Below are 14,963 nucleotides of genomic sequence, written 5' to 3' on the forward strand. Positions count from 1 at the left end.
CAACTTTGCAACTTTGTTACTCAATCAACTCCACCTTTCTAATATAAACATTACTTAAAGGCCAATCTCCATCATCTGTTTTAACAGCGTTAATTTTATCTACGACATCCATTCCTTTGGTGACTTCACCAAAAACAGTATAATCTCCATCTAAATAATCAGCTCCTCCGTTACGTTGAATGATAAAAAACTGAAAAGGAGAGGCTAGCTTGTAGGCATTTTCAATTTCACTACTTGGCATAGAAACGGCTCCACGTTTATGAGTGTAACCCCTTTTGGTGTCTGGAGGTAATAAGTAATGACCAATTTTCTGTCGTCTTTCGGCAATATTATAATCGTCGCTACTGCCGCCTTGAATTACAAAGTCTTTGACGACTCTATAAAACAGTGTGCCATTAAAATATTGGCGTTTGGTTAGGTAAACGAAATTGGCTCTATGGAATTTGGTTTTATCATACAGCTGAATTTCTATAATTCCGAAATCAGTGGTTATTCTCACCTTATCTTCTTTGTTTTCCTTTTCGTATTCTAAAAAGAATTCCATCGCATTGTTATCTGTAAGTAATGGGAACTCTGATGTGGTTGTCTCTTTAGTTTCAACTTTTGGTTTCGATTTAATAGAATCTTTTACAACTGTTGTATTTGTTTTTTTTGAAGTTTGTTTATCTTCACAACTCAGAAGTAATAATCCAAATCCAATAATCATTGGAAACACTAATTGAAATCTCATAAATGCTTTTTAATACGTTTTTAGAATCTGTAGTAAAAATAAAACATCTTGAGCTTTCAGGCGAAGACTCTCATGCAAAAATGTCTCCTCCTTATCGATTAGAATTGGCAAAAAAAGTAAGAGAGAAGTCTAAAACTGCTAGAAAGGCTGGGGTTATGGCTTTGTTTTATCCCAATACGAATGACGAAACCTATCTCGTTCTTATTCTCCGCAAAACGTATAAAGGAGTACATTCTGCCCAAGTCGGTTTTCCTGGAGGAAAATATGAAGATGAAGATGATAATGATTTAATGATCACTGCTATTAGAGAGACGGAAGAAGAGATTGGTGTTAACCGAATTCATATAGATGTTTTAAAAAAAATGTCACCATTATACATTCCTCCGAGTAATTTTATGGTGCATCCTTACATTGGGATTTCAAAAGAATATTTAATTTTCACCAAACAAGATGAAGAAGTAGAAGCGATTATTGAAGTAAAGTTGAGTGATTTTTTAAGTGATAACAAAATATTAACCACCACAGTACCAACATCTTTTGATGAAGCGGTAGAGGTACCAGCTTTTAATTTTAATGGCCATATTGTTTGGGGTGCAACCGCAATGATGCTGGGAGAAATAAAAGACTTGTTAAAACAAGTTTTATAATTTAACTTAATGGTTACATTTGTAATTGACAAAATTTGAAAATTTACTATGGGATTATTTAAAAGAAATCCTTTTGGACATATACTTTGGGTTAAAAAATGGTTGATTAGAATCTTAGGTGCCTTAACGCATCGTCGTTTTAGAGGATTCAATGAATTACAGATCGAAGGTTCAGAAATTATTAAAAATCTTCCGGACAATAACGTCTTATTCATTTCTAACCATCAAACCTATTTTGCAGATGTAATTGCAATGTTTCATGTGTTTAATGCAAGTTTAAGTAATCGTGATGATTCTATTAAGAATATAGGATATCTATGGAATCCTAAACTTAATGTGTACTATGTAGCAGCGAAAGAAACTATGAAATCCGGACTTTTACCAAAAGTCTTGGCTTATGTAGGTTCTATAAGTATAGAGCGTACATGGAGATCTCAGGGTAAGGATGTCAATCGCCAAGTAAAAATGAGTGATATTTCTAGTATTGGAAAAGCTTTAGACGATGGCTGGGTTATTACATTTCCGCAAGGAACAACTACACCATTTAAACCGATAAGAAAAGGAACGGCTCACATTATAAAGCGCTACAAACCTATTGTTATACCAATTGTTATTGATGGTTTTAGACGTTCGTTTGATAAAAAAGGGCTACGTGTTAAAAAGAAAAATATATTTCAATCTTTTGAAATAAAAGCTCCTTTAGAAATTGATTATGAGAATGAATCTATTGATTCTATCGTTGAAAAAATTGAATATGCTATTGAGCAACACCCTTCGTTTTTAAAAGTAATTCCGCAAGATGTACTTGAGGAAAATGAGCGTTTAAATAAGGAATTGCGAGATATGTAGATTTTAGTCTTCATAAAATTCCATCGTATGGTTCAAAAGAGTAAAGCTTTCAATTAGGATAGATACTTATCCTTTGTAATCTTTGAGTCGTCATAATGAGCATTACGAGTTATGTAAATCTTATCTATAGAGCACTATAATTGAGCTATACGTTTTAGATTTTAAGGCGTGGAGAAAAACTGAGTTCATAATCACAATGGGTTATGAACTCAGTTTTTTATTATAGAAAGTTGCTTCGTAAATCTTAAAACACCTTAAACTTCCATCTTCTTTAATTCATTATAGTTTTTGTTTAATCGTTTTAGAAGTATCCCGTAAATTAGCTTATAAAATAACCAAAATACTAGTATGAATACGCCTGTTAATAAAACAGTAAATCCATAAAGGAATAGCATTTGTTTAGAGTTAAAGGCTTCAACTTGATCGTGAAACTCTATATTTTGATTAAACTCAAAATAGAATGTTAATGGTACAGAAATAAAAATCACGACTAAATTATAAATCACATAGTATTTAATAATTTTACGTGTTTTTAAAATACTCTCCATCAATTTTTTTGCACTGTCTGTGGTAGAAATTGATTTATAGGATTTATACAATAAATATATAAACATAAAGATTACAATAAATCCAAAGATTGTAATACCAACAAACACAGGGTTGTGATAACTCTTATCTAAACTCTCTTTATAAGTATCAGACGAAAAATAAGGTAAAACATTTATAAGAATCCATAACCCTAACTCTGCAATACTTATATAGAATAAAGTTCTTACAATGCTCGACGATTTTTTATGACTCATGTTATAGATATCACTATCTGTAAATGATTTATATTGATTCTCGGATTTATTCCAATCCTTCTTTAATAATTCTAATTCATCCATAATGTTACGGATTAAGTATGGTTCTTAATTTCTTTTTAACGCGATTCATTTTCACTCGTGCATTCACTTCAGATATACCTAGAGTCGCGCTTATCTCTCTATAATCTTTGTCTTCTAAATACAAGAAAACTAAAGCTTTTTCAATATCATTTAATTGATGTACAGCTTGGTATAAGAGCTTTAATTGCTGCTCTTCTGTATCATCGTATTCTTCCGCTTTTATTTTAAACTCAACGGAATCAAATTCCTGAGTATTTATACTTCGTTTCGATTTTCTGTATAACGTAATTGCGGTATTTAACCCTACACGATACATCCAAGTGCTAAATTTAGCATCTCCTCTAAACTTAGGGAAGGCTCGCCATAATTGTATGGTGATTTCTTGAAACAAATCGTTATGCGCATCTGCATTGTTGGTGTATAAACGACACACCTTATGCACAATGTTTTGATGCTTTTGCAACTGTTCTACAAAACTATGTTCTAGTTCTTTGTTCAATTGATGAAATTAGTTGGTTATCTAATTAGTAGTAAGAGTTTCTGTTTTGTTACAAATTTATTCAACTATTGTTTTAAAAGACAATTTTAGGTTTGATAATTCGTATTTTTGTAGCTGAAATTACAATAGATATTTAATGAATATTCCTCAGTCTAATCTACCAAGAATCGTCATTATAGGTGGTGGTTTTGCTGGTATAAACTTAGTCAAATCTTTAGCCAATAAAAATTTTCAAGTGGTCTTAATAGACAAACGTAACTACCATACGTTTCAACCATTATTATACCAAGTCTCTAGTTCGGGTTTAGAACCAGATTCTATTGCGTATCCGCTTCGAAAGATTATAAAAAAGCATCATACTACATTTTTCCGTTTAACTGAGGTTGAACAAATTCTACCAGAAAAGAATGAAATTATTACATCTATTGGTCATTTAACTTATGATTACTTGGTTCTTGCCACTGGAACAAAAACTAATTATTTTGGCAATAAGGCTATTCAGTCCTCTAGTATGCCAATGAAAACGGTACCACAAGCTTTAGATATAAGAAGTCTTATTTTACAGAATTTTGAAAAAGCAGCCATTGCAGATTCAAAAAGTGAGCGTGAAGCATTTCTTAATTTTGTGATAGTTGGAGCAGGACCAACAGGAGTAGAGCTCGCTGGTGCCATAGCAGAGTTGAAAAATAATATTTTACCGCGAGATTATCACGATTTAGATCCTGATGATATGCACATTCATTTATTAGAAGGTGCAGATCGTGTATTGCCACCAATGAGTGAACATGCTTCAAAAAAGGCGACACAATTTTTAAATAAATTGGGAGTTAAAATACATTGCAACACGTTTGTAAAGCATTACGACGGTACAATGGTTACGACAAATTCTGAATTAAAATTAGAATCTGAAACCTTAATTTGGGCAGCAGGTGTTACTGGTGCTCCGGTACAAGGATTAAACGCGGATGCTTTAATAGAAGGAGCAAATCGGTATAACGTGAATCAATTTAATCAAATAGAAGATTACGCTAATATTTTTGCAGTTGGTGATATTGCTTTAATGGCTTCGGAAGAATATCCTAAAGGGCACCCTCAAGTTGCACAGCCAGCGATACAACAAGGAAATTTATTAGGAAAAAACTTAGTCCGATTAATAGAAAATAAACCCTTGAAACCCTTTGTATATAAAGACAAAGGCTCTATGGCTACTATTGGTAGAAATAAAGCCGTTGTGGATTTAAAACATTATAAGTTTGGTGGCTTTTTTGCTTGGTTTATATGGATGTTTGTACACTTAATGTCGTTGGTAGGTTTTAGAAATCGAGTGATTGTATTATTCAATTGGACGTACAATTACATCAATTTTGATAAAGCAGCACGACTGATAATCCGACCGTTTAAGAAATAGGGTGTAAGGTCTTATTTTAGATTTAATGTGCTTTAATAATGATTAAAGCGAGCTGTTACTTTAGAATTATTTCAGTTTTTAGCTTTAAAATCCCAATAACAATTAAGTATTGCGCTAAAGCATAGGTTATCATAATACTAAAGTCAGAATAATTTAGTGGTGCATAAAACTTATTGAGCGCCAAAATGCTATCTGAAACCATAAATAGTAAAGCTCCTAGAAATACGAGGCCGTAACTCAATATATTTACCGTGTCTTTTCTTAAATAAGCTGCAGTTGCCATACTTAAAATAACCAGCATGTAAATAACAACCGGAATAAACATATCTCCTAGATTTCCATTTAAAAAATAGAATAAGCTCGCTGCATAAACGAGTAAGACTGCTATAAATCCTAAAGGTGATTTTTGCTTGTTTCTATGTTTCAAAAATACCAAAACATACATTAGATGAGCTGTTAAAAAAGCAACCAATCCCAATGTAAAAAAGTGAGGTGATTTATCTACAAACATTAGTAATATGTCTCCTAGAACAGAAAAGACCAAAGCTAAAAGCGTTCCGTTTTTTATCGTTTTAGGTAGTGATTCAGACGTATTTAAAAAGAAAACACTAAGACTAATCACAATAGCTGGTTTCGCGATATAATGAACTGTTTTTAGAGATTCTACACTTCCTGTTGCAAGTTCGATAAGTACAATAATAAAGAAGAGAATGCTGAATTGTTTTTCTGTTTTAGATAACATTTAGGTGGTTTTATGGAATGTGTGTATGCGTTGAACCAAATATATTCAATTCGTCATAGAATTTATACAGTTCGGTAAAATAGAATTCATGTTCACTTAAAAAGACGTCAAATTTGTGCTATCAACAAAAAACGAACTTTTTAATCATCAATCAAATCATGAAATCACAGATTCACAACTACCCAGAGAACACTAGAAAAATGGTGCGTAAAACTCTAATCACAATTATTGCACTTTTAATTAGTACCATTATATTTTCACAAACTACTATTTCAGGAAAAGTTACAGATACTAAAGGCGAAGCTATTATTGGGGCTAATGTGTATTTAGAAGGTACTTATGATGGAGCTACTTCAGATGACCATGGTAAATTCGCTTTTTCAACAGTCGAAACAGGAATACAAACCTTAAGCATTTCCTTTTTATCTTTTGAAACTAAAACGATTGTTGATAATGTTTCAAAATTTCAAAACCTTCAAATAAAATTGCGAGAAGATGTAGAATCTTTAGATGCTGTAATTATCAGCGCAGGTACATTTGAAGCGAGTGATAACTCTAAGGTTTCTGTTTTAAAACCGTTAGATGTGGTGACTACAGCAAGTGCTTTAGGTGATTACGTTGGTGCACTACAGACCTTGCCAGGAACGTCGAATGTTGCAGAAGATGGTCGTTTGTTTGTGCGTGGTGGAAATGCCGATGAAACACAAATCTTTATCGATGGTATTCGTGTTTTTACTCCCTACACACCAACGACTAATAACATTCCGACGCGCGGACGGTACTCTCCATTTTTATTTGATGGTATTACGTTTTCTACTGGAGGTTATTCTTCCGAATTCGGACAAGCATTGTCGAGTATACTGCTTTTAAATACTATTGACGAACCAGACCAAGAGAAAACTGATATTGGTATTATGAGTGTGGGTGCTAGTTTAGGCAATACACAGAAATGGGAGAAATCATCTTTGAGTTTTAGTGCTAGTTACATTAATCTGGCACCTTATTTAGCCATTTTTGAAGATAAAAACGAATGGAAAACTCCTTTCGTAGGGGCACAAGGTGAAACTGTTTTTAGACAAAAATTGAATAATGGCATGTTAAAGTTTTATGCTGCATTTGATGCTACAAAATTTGAATTAAATCAAGAAGACATTAATTATGAAGAGGGTATCGATTTTAAATTGAATAACAACAACTTCTATCTTAACACATCGTATAAAGGAGTTTTAGGACATAATTGGACAATGTCTTCTGGTGTCAGTTATACGTATGCTAAAAATAAAACAGGCATTGAAACGACAGAGATAAATGACACTGAAAATTCTGCACATGTAAAATTGAAATTAAAAAAACGATTCAATAGTAGATTTAAGTTGAGTTTTGGCGCCGAACAGTTTATAACCGATTTTGACGAGAATTATAAAGAAGATACTATAGATGAAATGTATGGTTTTAATAATAATATAACTGCAGCATTTGCTGAAGCAGACGTCATTTTTTCTAAAAATATAGCCCTAAAGGTTGGGGTGAGAGCAGACCATAGTTCTATATTTAATTCTACAGATATTGCACCAAGAGCTGCATTGGCTTATAAAAGTTCTAAAAATGGACAGTTCTCTTTAGCTTATGGTAACTTTTTTCAAAATCCAAATAGTACTATTTTAAAATTTGAACACAATTTAAAAGCACAAAAAACATCACATTATATAATTAATTATCAATATGTAAATGATGGAAAAATATTTAGAGCAGAAGCCTATCGAAAAGATTATGATAACCTCATAAAATTTGATGGTGAGTTTGAAACCTTTGCGACTAATTTTGAATCTACAGGTGAAGGCTATGCGCAGGGGCTCGATTTATTTTGGAGAGATAACACGAGCATTAAAAATTTAGATTATTGGATCAGTTATTCTTATTTAGATACCGAACGCGATTATAGAAATTATACAACTGCAGCACAACCAAGTTATGCGACCAATCATAATCTATCTATTGTAGGAAAGTATTGGATAGAAAGTTTAAAAAGTCAAGTTGGTTTTGATTATGGCTTTTCTTCTGGTCGTCCTTATACCAATCCTAATACAACTGATTTTCTAAATGAACGCACAAAACCATTTAATAGTCTAAGTTTAAATTGGGCTTATTTATTAGACCAACAAAAGATTCTTTATTTCTCTGTAAATAACGTATTAGGGTTTAAAAATGTAAATGGTTATCAGTACGCAGATACACCAAATTTAAATGGCCAATTTAGCAGAAGGGCATTAACTCCTGCTGCAGATCAATTCTTTTTTGTTGGGTTCTTTTGGACCATAAGTGAAAACGGAAATGACAATCAATTAAATAACTTATAACTCTTAAGATGTTGATAATAAGTGAAACATGACATAAGTCATAATTTTTAAGCACCATGATGCTTACTTTTATATAACAAAATTAAACGTCATGGAACTCAAAAAAAACCCAAGAGCCAATGTAGGTCGAAACAGCAGTTTATTTTTTGCTGTTGGCTTAAACGTAATGTTACTTTTAACGTATTTAGGATTGGAACATAAGACTTACGATATAGAAGCCGTTAAAATTGACGTCTTAATGTTAGAAGATCAATTTGATGAAGATATTCCGATAACAATAATCGATGTATTACCACCTCCTCCTCCTCCGCAACAACAAGTCGTAACAGAAGTTATTACTATAGTTGAAGACGTTGCCGATGTTGAAGAAAGCGTTATTCAAAGTACCGAAATAGGACAAGATGATACTATAGATGATCGTGAAGTTGGTATTGAAGATGTTGCCGTAGAGGACGTAGAAGAGGATATTGAAGTGCCTTTTGCAATCATTGAAAAAGTGCCTCAATTCCCAGGGTGTACCGGAAATAATCTTGAATTAAGAGCATGTTTTGAACGCAAAATTCAAGAGCATTTGCAAAAACACTTTAGATATCCTGAAGCTGCAGCAGAACTTAATATTGATGGTAAGGTGTATGTATTCTTTTTAATTGATAAATATGGGAACGTCACTAAAGTTAAGAGTAGAGGACCAGACCAACTTTTAGAAACAGAAGCAGAGCGTATCATTAATTTATTACCCAAAATGGAACCCGGAAGACAGCGTGATATGAATGTAAGTGTTCCTTATAGTATTCCTATTAACTTTAAATTGCAACAATAATAATTTTTAAACCGCTTACATAATATTAATCCTAAGTTTAGTTTGATTGAAATGTCATTATGAGACTAGTGAGAAATACTAATAATTAAGTTTAAAATGTATTTCTAGTCTACTCATAATGGCATTTTTTGCTCATTATATTTTATAGATATGGGTTTTTCATAATGTACCAATTTAATACCTCAGTGTTATATTCAAACGTACTGGTAAGATGCATCCCAATTTTTTTTAAAATAACGTTAGATGCATTGTTATTTATATTTGCAACAGCACCAATTTCTGCAAGTTTTAGCGTTTTAAAGCCATATTCTAAGGAAGAAATAGCGGCTTCCGTTGCATACCCTTTTCCCCAATATTGTTCTTTAATTCTGGAGCCTAAATCATAATAGTTGAATTGAGTTCTGTAATCTTTCTCATATTTTAAACCAGACCAACCTACAAAATGGTTTGTTGATTTCTCTATAATGGCGAAACGGCCTACTCCATGAGTTTTATACTGTTGCAAGATTTTGTTAATCATGGAATGGGATTCTTCAATTTTTACAACAGGTTCATTTCCAAGAAAGAGATGGACTTCTGGGTTAGAGTCTAATTCATAAAAATCTAGTGTGTCGGCTTCTGTGATTGATCTTAAAATAAGACGCTTAGTTTCAATAGGAATGAAATCCATTTAAAATATTTAATTTTTGTGTGTGAAATTTTATAATGTATAATATTAATTCATTCAAAGAAGTTTTAGTTCGTATCTTTTATCACAAAATAATTTTTAGCCATATCTTTAGTAAATTAAAAGATTTATTTGAGAACGTCAAAACATACTAATATGAATCAGATTATTACATTCGGGGAAGTTTTAATGCGTATTTCACCAAGGGGAAATAAAAAGTTTATGCAATCAAATATTGCTGAATTTTATTTTGGTGGTACCGAATTAAATGTTGGTATATCTATTGCAAATTTTGGTGGTAAAGTAAAACATATCAGTGTGGTTTCCGATGATTTTATTGGAGATACTGCTTTAGCATACATTAGAAAGTTTGGGGTGAGTACGTCTTCTATAGAATATTCAAAACGACCTCTAGGAGTCTATTTTTTAGAAGTAGGAGCTGTAATGCGTCCAAGTAAAATTTCGTATAACAGATCGCATTCGTCGTTTTCGGAAATAGTGCCGGCAATGGTCGATTGGGAAAAGGCATTGAGAAAAGCCAATTGGTTACATTGGACGGGTATTACACCAGCGCTAACACAAGGCGCGTTTGACACTTTAAAAGAAGGCCTCGTTTTAGCCCGAGAAAAAGGCATAACCGTTTCTGCAGACCCAACCTATCGCAGTGGTTTATGGCAATATGGCAAAGATGCTAAATCGTCTTTAATAGAATTATTGCACTATTCTAATATTTTTATTGGTGGTATAAATGAAATTAATGAAGTTTTGGGGACTAATTATAGTTATTCAAATGAAGATTTTCTGAAAGCAAGTCAAGAACTTATGGAAACATTTCCATCAATTGAAAAGGTGTTTGATAAAATAAGAACTTCTTTAAATTCATCATGGCATCGCATTAGAGCAAGAATGTGGAATGGTGTAGAATTTAAAGAATCTGAAGATTTAGATATTACGCATGTTATAGATAGAATTGGTACGGGTGATGCATTTGCTGCTGGATTAATTCATGGTTTACAAGAGTATGATGATTTTAAAGCAATGCAATTTGCAAGTGCAGCTTGCGCATTAAAACATACCTACGAAGGTGATGTTAACTATGCTAATGCAGACGACGTTTTATCTATTTTGGATGGTAATATTTCTGGACGTTTTCAACGTTAAATAATTTTTAAAATTTAGAACAGTCAAATTTGAAAAATTCAAAATCTTATAGGACTAAGGTTCTAAGTAAATCTCATTCGCTTTTCTGTATTCAGAAGGGCGTTTTCCCATGATATTGCTAAATGTATTACTAAAAGTAGGTAAACTACTATAGCCCACCATATGGGCAATTTCAGATATATTATAATCGGAGTTCATTAAATATTCTAAAGACTTAAATATGCGTAATTGCGTATAATACTTTATAAATGACATGCCCACATCTTTCTTAAAAAGTCGGTATAGGGATTTATCTGTCATGCTAAATTTTGAAGCCAATTGCGGTAATAAATGTTCTTGGTGTATTTGATCTTTAAGATAATTCGTAATATTAATTAATCGGTTGTCAGTAGGGTGAGGCAGTTCTAAATGTAGGGATTTTGAAACTGTTTGCTCTAAAAGCACCTTAAATGAACTGACAATGAGATACTTGTTTTTTTGTGATTTTAAAATATCACCATTCCAAGTTTTTGTAAAAAGTAACATTTCCATAAGTAAGTTATTTATAGGGTAGATACCTTCTTTACTATAAAATACTGAGGAGATAGATGATACTGGGAAATAAAGATTTCGCATTACAACCTTTGGAGAGCTAGGATAGATGGAGTGTCTTACTCCAGACGGAATCCACATATAATGGCGTGCTGGTAGATAATACATTCTAGTATTGGTTTTTATATGGACCACACCACCTTCAACATATATAAATTGGCCTTTATCGTGACTATGCGTTTCTATGAATTTTTCTCCCATTAAGTTATGGTAGCAAAATATGCTTTGTGGATTCTTATCAACTTCGGTTAAATAATACTTAGAATTCATAATATATCTATACAGGAACTTATTTGCACTAAATTAATAAAATATTGTCTTTTTTCAATAAATAGACAATAAATATCTTCTATAAATTGCAACTTCGTTTTATTAAAAACATAATAAAATGAGCGATAAGAATATAAAAGGTAATTTTTTTAGCAAAATTTTGTAAAATGATCAATAATAAACAAAGAATAAAATATTTCCCTTATTTAGATAAAATTCAAACTCCAGAACAGGCGGCTTTATTGATAAAAAATAAAGATGTGTTAGGTGTTAGTGGTTTTACCAAGGCAGGTGATAGTAAAACAGTGCTCCCTCAATTTGCAAAAAGAGCATTGCACGAAGATTTAAAAGTTACTGTATTAAGTGGGGCTTCTTTGGGGTATGATACAGATGCAGATTTAGCTAAAAATGGAGCCTTATACAAAAGAATGCCGTTTCAGGCAGATCCTACATTGCGAAAAAGTATTAATAGTCATGAGGTGCTTTATGTCGATCAACATTTGGGTCAAACCGCAGATATGCTTCAAAAAATTGATAAATTTAAAATTAATATCGCAATAATTGAAGCCGTATCTATCACAGATGAAGGTTTTATTGTACCGACCACTTCAGTTGGAAATTCGCCTATTTTCGCAGATAATGCAGATCAGATTATAATCGAAATTAATACTACTTTTCCAGAAAGTCTTGCCGGTATTCATGATGTAAAATTATTGAAAAAACAACCCAATCGCGAGATTATTCCGGTATTAGAATCCGATTCACGAATAGGTGATCCTTATATTAGAATTGACCCTAATAAGGTAGTGGCTATAGTTTTTACTGAAGTTCCGGATAGTCCTGCTGTTATCGCTGATCCGGATGAAAAAACGACAGCAATCTCTAATCATATACTTAAGTTTCTAGAAAAAGAAGTGGAGGCGGGGAGGCTGACAGAATCGTTATTGCCTTTACAAGCCGGAATTGGTAAGACGGCAAATGCTATTTTATCGGGTTTTACCAATAGCAAGTTTAAGAATCTTACGATGTATTCTGAAGTCCTTCAGGATAGTACATTCGAGTTATTTGATTCTGGTAAATTGTTATTCGCGTCAGCTTCATCAATTACGGTAACCGAATCGTGCTCAAATAAGATCTTCAGTAATTTTGAAAAATATAAAGAAAAATTACTATTACGACCACAGAATATTAGTAATGCAGCTGAAGTTATTAGTCGTTTGGGGGTAATAGGGATTAATACAGCGATTGAAGTAGATATATACGGAAATGTAAATTCTACACATATCGCTGGTACTAAAATGATGAATGGCATTGGAGGTTCTGGTGATTTTGCAAGAAATGGTTACCTAAGTATATTTGCTTGCCCTTCGATCTCTAAAGAAGGTCGTATATCTCATGTTGTTCCAATGGTCGCTCATACGGACCATACAGAGCACGATGTTGATATTTTAGTTACCGAACAAGGTTTAGCAGATCTTAGAGGTTTAGCACCTGTTGAAAGAGCGCGATTAATTATTGAAAATTGTGTACACCCAGATTATAAAGATCAATTATTAACTTATTTTGAAGAGGCTTATGCCTTAGGAGGACAAACTCCTCACATTCTCGAAAAGGCCTTTAGCTGGCATATAATGTTAAAAGATAAAGGAACCATGAAAGTTGAAGAACTTGTTGATAATTTACTTTAATACGAAAGTTAGGTAGAATGTTTTAAATAAAACCCATTGAATGGTTTAATTTATTTGTCACTTAAAATTCTTCTTACAGAGGTCCAAAAACTTAATAATGAGGCTTTAGATTTATCCGAAAGCATAGAAAGTAGTAATAAGTTGTTAATGTATTCTTTGATACTTTCGCTATTAGGTTTGTGGTAAGCCATGTTCCATTCGGTGAAAAATCGGTCTTCGACATTGTTTTCCCAAAGTAAAGTTATTGTATGATGGCGTTGATCGTTTTTAATTTTTTCAAAAACTTGTAGGACATCGTTTTTATGTCCTTCAAGGATTTGAACGAAACTTTTATTATGGTAAATAAGACAGCCTGTAATATTTCTTTCCGAGTTTACAATATTGGCTTTCGCAAGGATATTGTCTAAATCTTCAAGTTCTAGTCCTAATTTTGATTTAGAATGGTAATTTAGTTGATACATGTTTTTAAGATTAACTGATTAAAACGGAATTGTGTTTAATAAGTTGCTTCATTAAGTTGGTAAGTTAGTAAATAAAAATGGACTGCAAGTAAACTACTAAAACAGGCCTATGCAATGGCCAAATCGGGATTAATATATGATGAAAATTATAAAAGTACTTTAGTGTAAAATTAATGAGTTTTTACTTGTTTTTTACCACAGTACTTTGTTGCCTACAGTTATTTTTAATTTTTATATTAGTGTATGTTATTTATGTCAATTATACTTTTCGTAATCTCGGTTTATATCTTTCTGGCATATTATTATGAATGGGAACATTCAAAAAAACATTGGCAAAAAGGAATTCCTTATTCTAAATTTGACAGAACTCTAGGCATAATAATCTCTATTGTTATATTAATATTTTCTCTCTATCTGTTCGTGCAATCCTTTTTGATATAGTTATTTTATTCCAAATTTCACTAATTCAGGTTTTATTATTATCAATTCTTTTTTTCTCGGAAATTTTCCGTGTTCAAAAGTCAATTCAATACTATTATTTTTCTTTTCCAGCTTTTTTAAGTCAACATCATAAAAGTCCGAAATCACGAACGTTTTATTTTCATAACCTAATTCAGTCGGTTGAATCAAAATATGAATATCTGTTTTAGAATTTTCAGTTTCCAGAGGTAAACTTTGTCCATTGTAAAAAGTCATTACTCTCACAAAAAAGTCATTTCCATATCCCGATTTGACTTGGTCAAAATTACGAAGGACTGATTCAAATCCCGATTCAGACGTTTGATTGATTTCAGATGTGTGTTTATAGACGAAAAAATTGTCTGAAATATCTAAAGTATCTTTAAAATCCTTTTTGTCAATTAATTTCCTTTCTCCGCTTTTTAGTGTTTCCGCAACATTTATTTCAGAATCCGTAGATCCTACGAAACGATAATAATCAGATGCTTGGGTGTTTTCTAAATTCTCAATTTGCTTTTGTAATTCCGAAATCTGTTTGTCTTTTTCGGTCAGTTTTTCAGTCAGCTTTTTCAATTCCGATGAAGTTTGTTTTGAATCACAACTTGCAATTAAAATCAATGTTAAAATCAGTAACGGAATGTTTTTCATAATGTCTTGCCCTGAAATATGGCTACAGGTTAAAATTGATTTTATGCGGTTAATTTATAGACCATATTTGGTGTTTTGA

15 protein-coding genes are annotated in these 14,963 nt (G+C 32.2%); 7 read left to right on the plus strand and 8 right to left on the minus strand.

Annotated features, from left to right (window positions below; translation table 11 throughout):
• Nucleotides 1-16: 16 nt before the first annotated feature.
• On the minus strand, nucleotides 17-730 hold the full coding sequence (locus HM984_RS11305; RefSeq protein WP_179349246.1) for a peptidylprolyl isomerase: 714 nt from the start codon (nucleotides 728-730) through the stop codon (nucleotides 17-19).
• Nucleotides 731-732: 2 nt separating this feature from the next.
• Between HM984_RS11305 and HM984_RS11310 the strand changes: the two genes are divergently transcribed.
• Together HM984_RS11310 and HM984_RS11315 are read left to right on the plus strand one after the other, a co-directional pair.
• Nucleotides 733-1,377: an NUDIX hydrolase gene (locus tag HM984_RS11310; protein ID WP_179349247.1), complete on the plus strand. Its 645-nt coding sequence runs from the start codon at nucleotides 733-735 to the stop codon at nucleotides 1,375-1,377.
• 48 nt (nucleotides 1,378-1,425) lie between these two features.
• Entirely contained in the window at nucleotides 1,426-2,226 is an 801-nt protein-coding gene (locus tag HM984_RS11315) for a lysophospholipid acyltransferase family protein (protein ID WP_020894519.1), read from the plus strand.
• A gap of 254 nt (nucleotides 2,227-2,480) precedes the next feature.
• Here the strand turns inward: HM984_RS11315 and HM984_RS11320 are convergent, their stop codons facing one another.
• Together HM984_RS11320 and HM984_RS11325 are read right to left on the minus strand one after the other, a co-directional pair.
• Nucleotides 2,481-3,113: a DUF8845 family protein gene (locus tag HM984_RS11320; RefSeq protein WP_179349248.1), complete on the minus strand. Its 633-nt coding sequence runs from the start codon at nucleotides 3,111-3,113 to the stop codon at nucleotides 2,481-2,483.
• Between the two features lie 4 nt (nucleotides 3,114-3,117).
• Nucleotides 3,118-3,612: an RNA polymerase sigma factor gene (locus HM984_RS11325; protein WP_115812640.1), complete on the minus strand. Its 495-nt coding sequence runs from the start codon at nucleotides 3,610-3,612 to the stop codon at nucleotides 3,118-3,120.
• Between the two features lie 136 nt (nucleotides 3,613-3,748).
• On the opposite strand from HM984_RS11325, the gene HM984_RS11330 reads away from it, so the two are divergent.
• Nucleotides 3,749-5,020 carry an NAD(P)/FAD-dependent oxidoreductase gene (locus HM984_RS11330; RefSeq protein WP_179349249.1) on the plus strand — a complete coding sequence of 424 codons (1,272 nt, stop codon included), beginning with the start codon at nucleotides 3,749-3,751 and terminating at the stop codon, nucleotides 5,018-5,020.
• A 55-nt stretch (nucleotides 5,021-5,075) separates the two neighbouring features.
• Here the strand turns inward: HM984_RS11330 and HM984_RS11335 are convergent, their stop codons facing one another.
• Entirely contained in the window at nucleotides 5,076-5,762 is a 687-nt protein-coding gene (locus HM984_RS11335; RefSeq protein ID WP_179349250.1) for a lysoplasmalogenase, read from the minus strand.
• Between the two features lie 158 nt (nucleotides 5,763-5,920).
• On the opposite strand from HM984_RS11335, the gene HM984_RS11340 reads away from it, so the two are divergent.
• Both HM984_RS11340 and HM984_RS11345 read left to right on the plus strand, forming a co-directional pair.
• Nucleotides 5,921-8,119 carry a TonB-dependent receptor gene (locus HM984_RS11340; RefSeq protein WP_257018491.1) on the plus strand — a complete coding sequence of 733 codons (2,199 nt, stop codon included), beginning with the start codon at nucleotides 5,921-5,923 and terminating at the stop codon, nucleotides 8,117-8,119.
• Nucleotides 8,120-8,210: 91 nt separating this feature from the next.
• The gene (locus HM984_RS11345; RefSeq protein WP_179349251.1) at nucleotides 8,211-8,939 is read left to right on the plus strand and encodes an energy transducer TonB; all 729 of its coding nucleotides are present in this window, start codon (nucleotides 8,211-8,213) and stop codon (nucleotides 8,937-8,939) included.
• A 142-nt stretch (nucleotides 8,940-9,081) separates the two neighbouring features.
• Here the strand turns inward: HM984_RS11345 and HM984_RS11350 are convergent, their stop codons facing one another.
• Nucleotides 9,082-9,609 carry a GNAT family N-acetyltransferase gene (locus HM984_RS11350; RefSeq protein WP_179349252.1) on the minus strand — a complete coding sequence of 176 codons (528 nt, stop codon included), beginning with the start codon at nucleotides 9,607-9,609 and terminating at the stop codon, nucleotides 9,082-9,084.
• A 153-nt stretch (nucleotides 9,610-9,762) separates the two neighbouring features.
• On the opposite strand from HM984_RS11350, the gene HM984_RS11355 reads away from it, so the two are divergent.
• The gene (locus tag HM984_RS11355) at nucleotides 9,763-10,767 is read left to right on the plus strand and encodes a sugar kinase (RefSeq protein ID WP_179349253.1); all 1,005 of its coding nucleotides are present in this window, start codon (nucleotides 9,763-9,765) and stop codon (nucleotides 10,765-10,767) included.
• A gap of 54 nt (nucleotides 10,768-10,821) precedes the next feature.
• On the opposite strand, the gene HM984_RS11360 is transcribed toward HM984_RS11355, so the two are convergent.
• Entirely contained in the window at nucleotides 10,822-11,628 is an 807-nt protein-coding gene (locus HM984_RS11360) for an AraC family transcriptional regulator (protein ID WP_115812652.1), read from the minus strand.
• Nucleotides 11,629-11,795: 167 nt separating this feature from the next.
• On the opposite strand from HM984_RS11360, the gene scpC reads away from it, so the two are divergent.
• A complete protein-coding gene (gene scpC, locus HM984_RS11365; protein ID WP_179349254.1) occupies nucleotides 11,796-13,316 on the plus strand; it encodes a succinyl-CoA:acetate CoA-transferase ScpC in 1,521 nt (506 codons plus the stop codon).
• 50 nt (nucleotides 13,317-13,366) lie between these two features.
• Here the strand turns inward: scpC and HM984_RS11370 are convergent, their stop codons facing one another.
• Nucleotides 13,367-13,777 (minus strand): BLUF domain-containing protein, encoded by a 411-nt coding sequence (locus tag HM984_RS11370; protein WP_115812656.1) that lies wholly within the window; start codon nucleotides 13,775-13,777, stop codon nucleotides 13,367-13,369.
• 441 nt (nucleotides 13,778-14,218) lie between these two features.
• Complete coding sequence (locus HM984_RS11375) at nucleotides 14,219-14,884, minus strand: hypothetical protein (RefSeq protein ID WP_179349255.1); 666 nt, start codon at nucleotides 14,882-14,884, stop codon at nucleotides 14,219-14,221.
• Nucleotides 14,885-14,963 lie beyond the last annotated feature (79 nt).

Origin of the sequence: Winogradskyella pacifica, from assembly GCF_013403915.1 — a bacterium.
Classification (GTDB): Bacteria; Bacteroidota; Bacteroidia; order Flavobacteriales; family Flavobacteriaceae; genus Winogradskyella; species Winogradskyella pacifica.